Annotated in this window: 10 protein-coding genes; 8 read left to right on the top strand and 2 right to left on the bottom strand. The window is 35.3% G+C overall.

The genetic code is table 11. From position 1 onward, the window contains the following. Positions 1–292 precede the first annotated feature (292 nt). Both FMG_RS08525 and FMG_RS08520 read right to left on the bottom strand, forming a co-directional pair. A complete protein-coding gene (locus FMG_RS08525) occupies positions 293–883 on the bottom strand; it encodes a methyltransferase domain-containing protein (protein WP_002840777.1) in 591 nt (196 codons plus the stop codon). Further along, on the bottom strand, positions 876–1,181 hold the full coding sequence (locus FMG_RS08520) for an ArsR/SmtB family transcription factor (protein ID WP_012291244.1): 306 nt from the start codon (positions 1,179–1,181) through the stop codon (positions 876–878). Before FMG_RS08520 ends, FMG_RS08525 begins: the two co-directional genes overlap by 8 nt. Before the next feature lie 215 nt (positions 1,182–1,396). Here FMG_RS08520 and rpmH point away from each other — a divergent pair, with 215 nt between their 5' ends. The 8 genes from rpmH to rsmG all read left to right on the top strand — a co-directional run bounded on the left by rpmH (position 1,397) and on the right by rsmG (position 7,846). Next, positions 1,397–1,531: a 50S ribosomal protein L34 gene (gene rpmH / locus FMG_RS08515; RefSeq protein WP_002835948.1), complete on the top strand. Its 135-nt coding sequence runs from the start codon at positions 1,397–1,399 to the stop codon at positions 1,529–1,531. Between the two features lie 29 nt (positions 1,532–1,560). Beyond that, positions 1,561–1,902, top strand: a complete 342-nt coding sequence (gene rnpA, locus FMG_RS08510) for a ribonuclease P protein component (RefSeq protein WP_002837620.1) — start codon at positions 1,561–1,563, stop codon at positions 1,900–1,902. Beyond that, the gene (gene yidD / locus FMG_RS09635) at positions 1,890–2,102 is read left to right on the top strand and encodes a membrane protein insertion efficiency factor YidD (RefSeq protein ID WP_002839864.1); all 213 of its coding nucleotides are present in this window, start codon (positions 1,890–1,892) and stop codon (positions 2,100–2,102) included. Before rnpA ends, yidD begins: the two co-directional genes overlap by 13 nt. Before the next feature lie 15 nt (positions 2,103–2,117). Further along, a complete protein-coding gene (locus FMG_RS08505; RefSeq protein ID WP_002837585.1) occupies positions 2,118–2,849 on the top strand; it encodes a YidC/Oxa1 family membrane protein insertase in 732 nt (243 codons plus the stop codon). After that, complete coding sequence (gene jag, locus FMG_RS08500) at positions 2,846–3,769, top strand: RNA-binding cell elongation regulator Jag/EloR (protein WP_012291242.1); 924 nt, start codon at positions 2,846–2,848, stop codon at positions 3,767–3,769. Before FMG_RS08505 ends, jag begins: the two co-directional genes overlap by 4 nt. A 141-nt stretch (positions 3,770–3,910) precedes the next feature. After that, the gene (gene mnmE / locus FMG_RS08495) at positions 3,911–5,269 is read left to right on the top strand and encodes a tRNA uridine-5-carboxymethylaminomethyl(34) synthesis GTPase MnmE (protein ID WP_012291241.1); all 1,359 of its coding nucleotides are present in this window, start codon (positions 3,911–3,913) and stop codon (positions 5,267–5,269) included. A 1-nt stretch (position 5,270) separates the two neighbouring features. Further along, entirely contained in the window at positions 5,271–7,154 is a 1,884-nt protein-coding gene (gene mnmG / locus FMG_RS08490; protein WP_012291240.1) for a tRNA uridine-5-carboxymethylaminomethyl(34) synthesis enzyme MnmG, read from the top strand. Next, entirely contained in the window at positions 7,154–7,846 is a 693-nt protein-coding gene (gene rsmG / locus FMG_RS08485) for a 16S rRNA (guanine(527)-N(7))-methyltransferase RsmG (RefSeq protein ID WP_002838685.1), read from the top strand. The genes mnmG and rsmG overlap by 1 nt, the downstream gene beginning before the upstream one ends. Positions 7,847–8,388: the final 542 nt, after the last annotated feature.

Genomic DNA, 8,388 nt, shown 5'->3' with positions numbered 1-8,388 from the left:
AGTTTAATATTTTAAATTTTTTATGAATTGTGGATAAAAGTTATCCACAAATTTGTGTGTTTTTTGTTTTTGAGTTAAAAAAACACCAACATTTTTATTTTCAAATGTTGGTGTTAGTTATCTATTTATTTCCTATGAACATTGTTTCTTGAATGAATTCTTTTATTTTAAGTCCATATCCCCATTTTTCTGCGTATTGGTCTGTGACTTCCTCACTTTTCGCAAAGAAATTTGTAAATCCTGCTTGTTTAATGATTTCTGTTACATCTTCTTCCAGAAGAGCTCCACCAACTCAGGATCCATAAATGTTGTCTAATGATAAGATATCATCGTTTAGTTGTTTTTTTAATGTGATGTCACTGATGATGAACATTCCGTTAGGTTTGAGAATTCGGTGGATTTCTTGATAAACTTTTTGTTTGTTTGGTTCAAGATTTATTACACAGTTACTTATTATCTTGTCTATGGAGTTATCTTCAAATGGCATGTCGATGAGTTCTCCTTGGACAAATTCAATATTTTTGAATCCTTTTTTATCGCGTACTTTACTAGCTTTTTGTATCATGGACTCTAGCCTATCCATTCCATAAATCGTGTTGGAATTTGGATAAGTTATTCTTGCCATGAAGACATCTAATCCCATTCCACAGCCCAAATCCAGTAGTGTGTCGGTGTCTTTTAGCACTAGGTTATCAAGTGGATTTCCACAAGATAGTCCCGATGATACTTCTTCTGGGATTTTTTGTAGTAAATTGGGATCGTAGCCTAAAGATTTGTACAAATCTATTGATTTTACTTTGGTGCTTGTCTTTCCTGAAGCTATGTTGTCGTAGAAATTTGTTACTTGTTGTCTTATTTCTTCATCTGTGAATTGTTTACTCATTTATTGTCCTTTCTTTATTATTATCGTTTAATCTTGTGATGTCTTTTAATAATGTTATTAGGTTACTACATTGTTTTTCTGATATTTTATAATACGTCCATTTCCCAACTTGTCTGGATTGTATTATTTGTGAATTTGTGAGTATCTTCATGTGATAAGACAATCCTGATTGTGTTAAGTTCAATTTTTCTAAAAGTACACATGCGCATTGTTCACCATCTTGTAACAATTGCAAAATATCTATTCTTTTTTCATCGCTCAATGCTTTGAATGTGTCTGCTATTTGTTTGCTATTCATTTTATCGCCTCATATCAAATATTTTTGATATATTAATTATATCATTTTTGGGATAATACATCAAATATTTTTGATATGAGTTAATTAAAATTTTTTTCTCAAATAATTGGTATTTGTCAACAAAAAAGCTTGACAAGAGCCAAACTGATAAGTATAATTGGAGTAGTGTTTTTATAGGCAAAAGTCCTTATATTTTATACTAGGAGGTGCGATTGATGAAAAGAACTTATCAACCAAATAACAGAAAAAGAAAAAAAGACCACGGATTTAGAAATAGAATGGCTACTAGAGGTGGAAGAGCTGTTTTAAAGGCTAGAAGAAGAAAAGGTAGAAAAGTATTATCAGCTTAGGTCACATTCATTGTGGCCTTTAATTAATTATGGATAAAAGTGTAAGGTTAAGAGATAACAGGGAATACAATGTTGTCTACAAGAGGGGAAAGACTTATTATAATAGAAACTTCTCTTTGGTAGTGTACAATTCAAAAAAAGGAACTCGAATCGGATTCTCTGTTACTAAAAAATACGGCAATGCCGTCGAAAGAAACAGAATCAAGAGGAAACTGAGAGAGATTGTAAGGCTTAATTTCTCTGAGTTTGACAAGGGCTTGGATATGGTTATTATCCCGAAGAAAAACACTGAAGACTTAACTTACAAACAGCTAGAATCTGCATTATTGCACGTTTGTAGAAAGGCATCGAATAAAAAATGTCAAAAGTGATGATATTTTTAATCAAATTTTATCAAAAAGCTATATCGCCGTATTTGGGACAGGGAAAGTGCAAATACTATCCGACTTGTTCTCAATATGCATTGGAGGCTTTCAAGAAAAAGCCGTTTTTCAAGGCGTTAGGGCTTACTATTTGGCGAATTTTACGATGTAATCCATTTTCAAAAGGCGGATATGACCCACTAAAATAAAAAGGAGTTGTAGAATTGCAAATAATTGCAAATGTATTTGGAACTATTCTTAGGTTCATATATGAAAACATCTCACATGTGATGGGTGAACCTAAAAGCATATCGTATTTTGCGATATCAATTCTTTTATTAACACTTATTTATAAGCTTATAACTCTTCCGGTAACTATTCATACGCAAAAAACTCAAGAACAAAATGCTTTGATGCAACCGGAAATGAAGGAAATTCAAAGAAAGTACAAGAACGACCCACAAACTCAACAATTAAAGATGCAAGAATTATACAAGAAATATAATTTCAATCCTTTAAGTGGTTGTTTGCCAATTATCTTACAAATGGTTTTGGTTTTGGCATTATTTAGAGTAATGAGAGAACCAGGCAAGTACATGTTTGATAATGTGTCTAAGATTAATGAGATCGCTCGTAATTTCTTCTGGATACCTGATTTGACTAAACCAGATCCAGTATTGTTTGGATTGCCTTTAATAAATGCTTTCACTCAATTTTTAGTAGCAAAGATTAGTATGCCTGCTAAGAGTAAGGATAAGAAGTCAAATGAACCTGATCAAATGGAAATGATGAACAAGTCAATGATTTATTTCATGCCGATATTTATGTTCTTCATTTCAAGCAAATACGCTTCAGGTTTGATCCTTTATTGGGGATTTTCAAACGTTATAGAAGTTTTAATAAGGTTAATAATTAAAAATAAAGACAAGAAAGATGTTGCGGAGGAAGTTAGATGAGAAGCACAGTAATTAGTGCGAAGACTGTTGAAGAATGTGTCAATAAAGCTTTGGATAAGCTTCAAGCTAATCGAAACGAAGTTAACATCGAAGTTATAGATGAACCTAAACAAGGTTTTTTGGGCTTGTTTGGAGCAAAGGACGCTGTCGTTAGGGTGTCATTAAAAGACGATGTTAAAGAAAAGGGAACGGACGATTTCGTGAAGAATATCCTAAACTCTGACTCTAACTCAGTTGAAACAGAACAAAAAGAAGATAGAAAAGTTGTAGAAGACAAGAAAGTTGTAGAAGAAGTTGAAGAAACTAAATCTACAGAAGATGATAATGATGAAATCGTAGAAACAGAAGAAACAGTAGAAACAGTAGAAACAGTAGAAACAGTAGAAACTGAAGATGTTGCAGAATCTGAAACTTCTGAACAAGAAGCTGAATCTGAAGAATCTGATGTTACTATTGATAGAAACGACGAACTTTTCATCACTAGCAAGAATTTCTTGAAACAAATGATAGAAGATATGGGAATTGATTGCGATATCGAATCTAGAACTGAAGGAAATATGATTAAGTTCAACATTTTATGTTCACAAGAATCTGATATCGGAATTATCATAGGAAAAAGGGGAGAAACATTAGATTCTCTTCAATATATCGTAAACTTGGTTACTAATAGAAATGCAGACACTTATATAAGAGTTATTTTGGATTGCAACCAATACAGATCAAAAAGAGAAAGATCTCTTCAAAAATTAGCCAGAAGATTAGCAGACAAGGCTATTCAAACAGGAAGAGATATCAAGCTTGAACCTATGAATCCATACGAAAGAAGAATCATTCACACTTATCTTCAAAACGACGAAAACGTGAATACATTCTCTCAAGGCAATGAGCCTAATAGAAGAGTTATTATTAAAAGAAAATAAATTACAAGACTACATATCTTAGGTATGTGGTCTTTTTTTGTGAGATGTTTAATTTGTTGAAATTAGGCTCTTATTTTATTTGTAATCATTTTGTATGATATAATATAATATTGCTATAAAGAATGAAAGGATAGACTAAATATGGACGATTGTATTGCAGCTATTAGCTCTGCTACTGGTGAAGCGGGAATTGGCATTGTTCGAATGACTGGAGAAGGTTGTGCGGATGTGCTTGATTCTGTGTTCAAGAGAGCTAATGATAAGGCTGATTTTATAAATAGAAAAATGACTTATGGCCACATTGTTGACGATAATGAAATCGTCGATGAGGTCTTGGTTTGTTATATGAAGGCTCCTCACACATACACTCGTGAGGATGTCGTGGAGATTTACACTCACGGTGGTGTTGTAGCTGTGAGAAAGGTGTTGGAAGTTCTGTTAAACAACGGTGCAAGGCTTGCTGAGGCAGGTGAGTTCACTAAGAGGGCTTTCTTGAATGGTAGGATTGATTTGTCTCAAGCTGAGGCGATTATCGATATGATTAAGGCGAAGACTGACAAGGCGTACTCTGTGAGTATGAAGCAGTTGGAGGGTAGTGTTAACAGAAATATCAAACAGTTGAGAGACAAGCTGTTGGATATGCTATCTCATGTGGAGTATTCGATTAATTTTACTGAAGATATGCAGGACGAATTGGACAACACTCCTGTTTTGAACGAGGGAAAGGAAGTTTTGGATAAACTTAAAAAGCTTTCTGAGAGTGCAAACAGAGGCCGAATTATCAGAGATGGTATCAATACTACGATAATTGGCAAGCCAAATGTAGGCAAATCTTCTTTGTTGAATGCTTTGTTGAAGGAAAACAGGGCTATTGTTACGGATATTCCAGGAACTACTCGTGATGTCATCGAGGAATACATCGATTTGGACGGGATAAGCCTTAAGATTAACGATACTGCAGGTATTAGAGATACTGAGGATATCGTGGAGAAAATCGGTGTCGAAAAATCTGTGTCTTTTATTTCTGATTCGGATTTGATTATTGCGATTTTTGATTCTTCGAGAGAGTTTGACGATGAGGACAGGAAGATTTTGGATCTTATTCGAGATAAAAAGTCGATTGTTTTGTTGAACAAGATTGATTTGGATGGTGAATTTGATGTCGATGAGAACTTGGAAGGAATCGAGGTTATTCACACTTCAATCAAAAACAACGAGGGTATCGAGGATTTAGAAAACAAGATTATAGAGATGTTTAATGATGGATATATTGAAGCTAATAACGACAATATTATAACTAACATTAGACATAGAGATATTATTAACAAAGCTATTAAATCTTTGGAGAGTTCTCTACACGATATGGAAGCTGGCGTTCCTATCGATTGTTTCGAGGTTGATTTGAGAAATGCTTGGGAAATCTTGGGCGAAATCACTGGAGAAACGGTTGATGACGATGTATTGAATAAGATTTTTAGCGATTTTTGTATAGGTAAATAAAATGGATAGATTATATTATGAAAATCCCTATGATGTTGTGGTTGTAGGTGCAGGTCACGCTGGTTGCGAGGCTGCCTTGGCTACGGCGAGGTTGGGATTAAAGACTGCGATTATGAGTATTAGTTTGGATTCGGTGGCTGATTTGCCATGTAATCCTAACATTGGTGGCACTGGAAAGGGTCACTTGGTTAAGGAAGTTGACGCATTAGGTGGCGAGATGGGTCTTGTTATCGACAAGACTTACATTCAATCTCGAATGTTGAACACTTCCAAAGGTCCTGCGGTTCACTCATTGAGAGTACAAGCGGACAAGAGAAAATATCACGATGAGATGAAAAGCGTGTTGGAAAACACAGAAAACTTGGATTTGATTGAAGCGGAAGTCGTGGATATTGAGGTTGAAGACAATAAAATAAAGTCGATTACAACTGCACAAGGGGCGATTTTCCCTACAAGAGCTGTGATTCTTGCGACTGGGACATATCTTAAGGGCCTTGTGATGATGGGGGAATACACTTATGAATCAGGTCCTCACGGTATGAAATCATCTAAGAAATTGTCATATTCTTTAAAAAATCTGGGAATTGAACTTAGAAGATTTAAGACTGGAACTCCTGCGAGAGTTCACAGGGACAGTTTGAACTACGAAGTGATGACCGTGCAACCTGGTGATGACGATGTTATTCCTTTTTCATTTTTGAATGACGGAAAGGATATTTCAAAGAAGCAAGAGCATTGCTATTTGACGTACACTACACTTAAAACAAAACAAATTATTGAAGATAATTTGGAGAGATCTCCGATGTATGCAGGTATTGTGAAGGGTGTGGGTCCACGTTATTGTCCTTCGATTGAAGACAAAATCGTGAGATTTCCAGACAGAGACGAGCATCAGGTATTCGTGGAACCTGAAGGTTTGAGCACGAAGGAAATGTACATTCAAGGTGTGTCATCTACTCTTCCAGAAGAAGTGCAAAAAGAAATGTACAAGACAATAATTGGTTTCGAAAACGTGCGATTTATGAGAAGTGCGTACGGAATTGAATATGATTGTATTGACCCTACTATATTAAAGAGGACTTTGGAACATTTGGAAATCAATAATTTGTTCTTTGCAGGACAAATCAACGGATCCAGTGGATATGAAGAAGCTGCAGGTCAAGGAATTATCGCAGGTATTAATGCTGCTATGAATTTGCTCGGCAAAGAGCCATTCGTATTGGATAGATCAGACGCATACATTGGCGTATTGATAGATGATTTGGTAACCAAAGGAACTAACGAACCATATAGAATGATGACAAGCAGATGCGAGTATCGTTTGACTTTGAGGCAAGACAACGCTGATTTGAGACTTACTGAAAGAGCGCACGAGATCGGGCTTGCGACGGATGAAAGATACGAGAAAATGCTTCACAAGAAGAAGACGATTGACGAGGAAATAGAGAGATTAAAGTCAATAATGGTGACTCCAACAGAAGAAACCAACGAAAAACTTAGAAATCTTGGGTCATCTGAACTTAAAACAGGCATAACTTTGTTGGATTTAATCAAAAGACCAGAATTAACTTACGATAAAACAGAAGAATTTGATGCTGAAAGAACGGAATTACCAAGGTATTTGAGACTACAAGTGGAAACTCACATCAAATACGAGGGCTACATTGCTAAACAAATGAGCCAAATCAAGCAATTTAAAAAGCTTGAAAACAGAAAACTGGATATGATTGAAGATTACAAGGAAGTTATGGGCCTTTCCAATGAAGCCGTACAAAAACTCAACGACATCAAACCAGAATCGTTGGGTCAAGCGAGCAGAATTAGCGGTGTAAGTCCTTCTGACATCAACGTTTTATTGATTTATATGGAAACGAGGAAGAAATAATGTCACTAAAAGAAACATTGAACGATTACGATATACAATTGGATGACAATCAAATAGATTTGCTGTTGAAATACATGGATTTGGTGTTGGAAAAGAACAAGGTAATGAACTTGACAGCAATCACTGAAGAAGAAATGTTTCACGTGAAACATTTTGTGGATTCCTTGTATGTGTTGAATTTGTTCGATTTTGAGGAAAACAAAACTATAATTGACGTGGGAACTGGGGCAGGATTTCCAGCTATTCCAATAAAAATAGCGCGAAATGATTTGAAGTTCACATTGTTAGACAGTTTAAGAAAGAGGGTAGATTTCTTAAAGGATGTTATAGATGAACTACATCTAACAGATATAAAAGCAGTCCACGAAAGAGCAGAGGAATGCACGAGAACTGCTGAATACAGAGAACAATACGATTATTGTATATCACGCGCAGTGTCAAAGCTTGACACGTTGGCTGAGTTCTGTTTACCATTTGTGAAAGTCGGAGGATACATGATAGCAATGAAAGGAAAATCCGACGAAACAGACGTAGGAGAGAATGCAATCAAAATCCTCGGCGGCAAGATAGAACAAACTATTGATTACAAAATAGATGACGAGGATAGAAGCTTGGTTGTAATCAAGAAAATCAAAGAAACTCCGAAGAAATACCCTCGTGGTGGCGGCAAACCAAAGAAAAACCCACTATAAACCAGGAAATTTGCAAATAAAATATTTCACAATAATAAGCAGAAAACCGAATTGACTCAAATATCTAGCTTACGAAAACAAACAAATTCTAAGCTTGTGAATCTAAAATCGCAAACTCGCTATCGCTCAGACAGTGCGATTTCTTAACGATTCACTTCGCTTGAATTTGTAGTTGTTTTCTCCAGATGATATTTTCTGTCAATCGCGGTAATCTGCTTTTTTGTTTGCGTGGATTTTGCTTGAAAAGATAAGAAATAGAATTGTTCGTGCGATTTTGATTGCTACTAGAGAGGGAAGAAATATTTCACAATAATAAGCAGAAAACCGAATTGATAATTAAGAGGGACAATATTATAGTAATTGCTAAAAGTAGAAGAACATTTTTGCACGAATATCTAGACTACGAAAATAAATAAATCCTAAGCTCATAAGCCTAAAATCGCAAACTCGCTCTCGCTCAGACAGTGCGATTTTTGACGGCTTATTTCACTTGGATTTATGCTTATTTTCTTCGTATGATATTCTTAGCGAAAATGTATTCT

It is taken from the genome of Finegoldia magna ATCC 29328, assembly GCF_000010185.1.
Taxonomy (GTDB): domain Bacteria; phylum Bacillota; class Clostridia; order Tissierellales; family Peptoniphilaceae; genus Finegoldia; species Finegoldia magna_H.
Note: the sequence above shows the minus strand (reverse complement) of the source record. Positions and strands in the feature narration are given on the sequence as shown.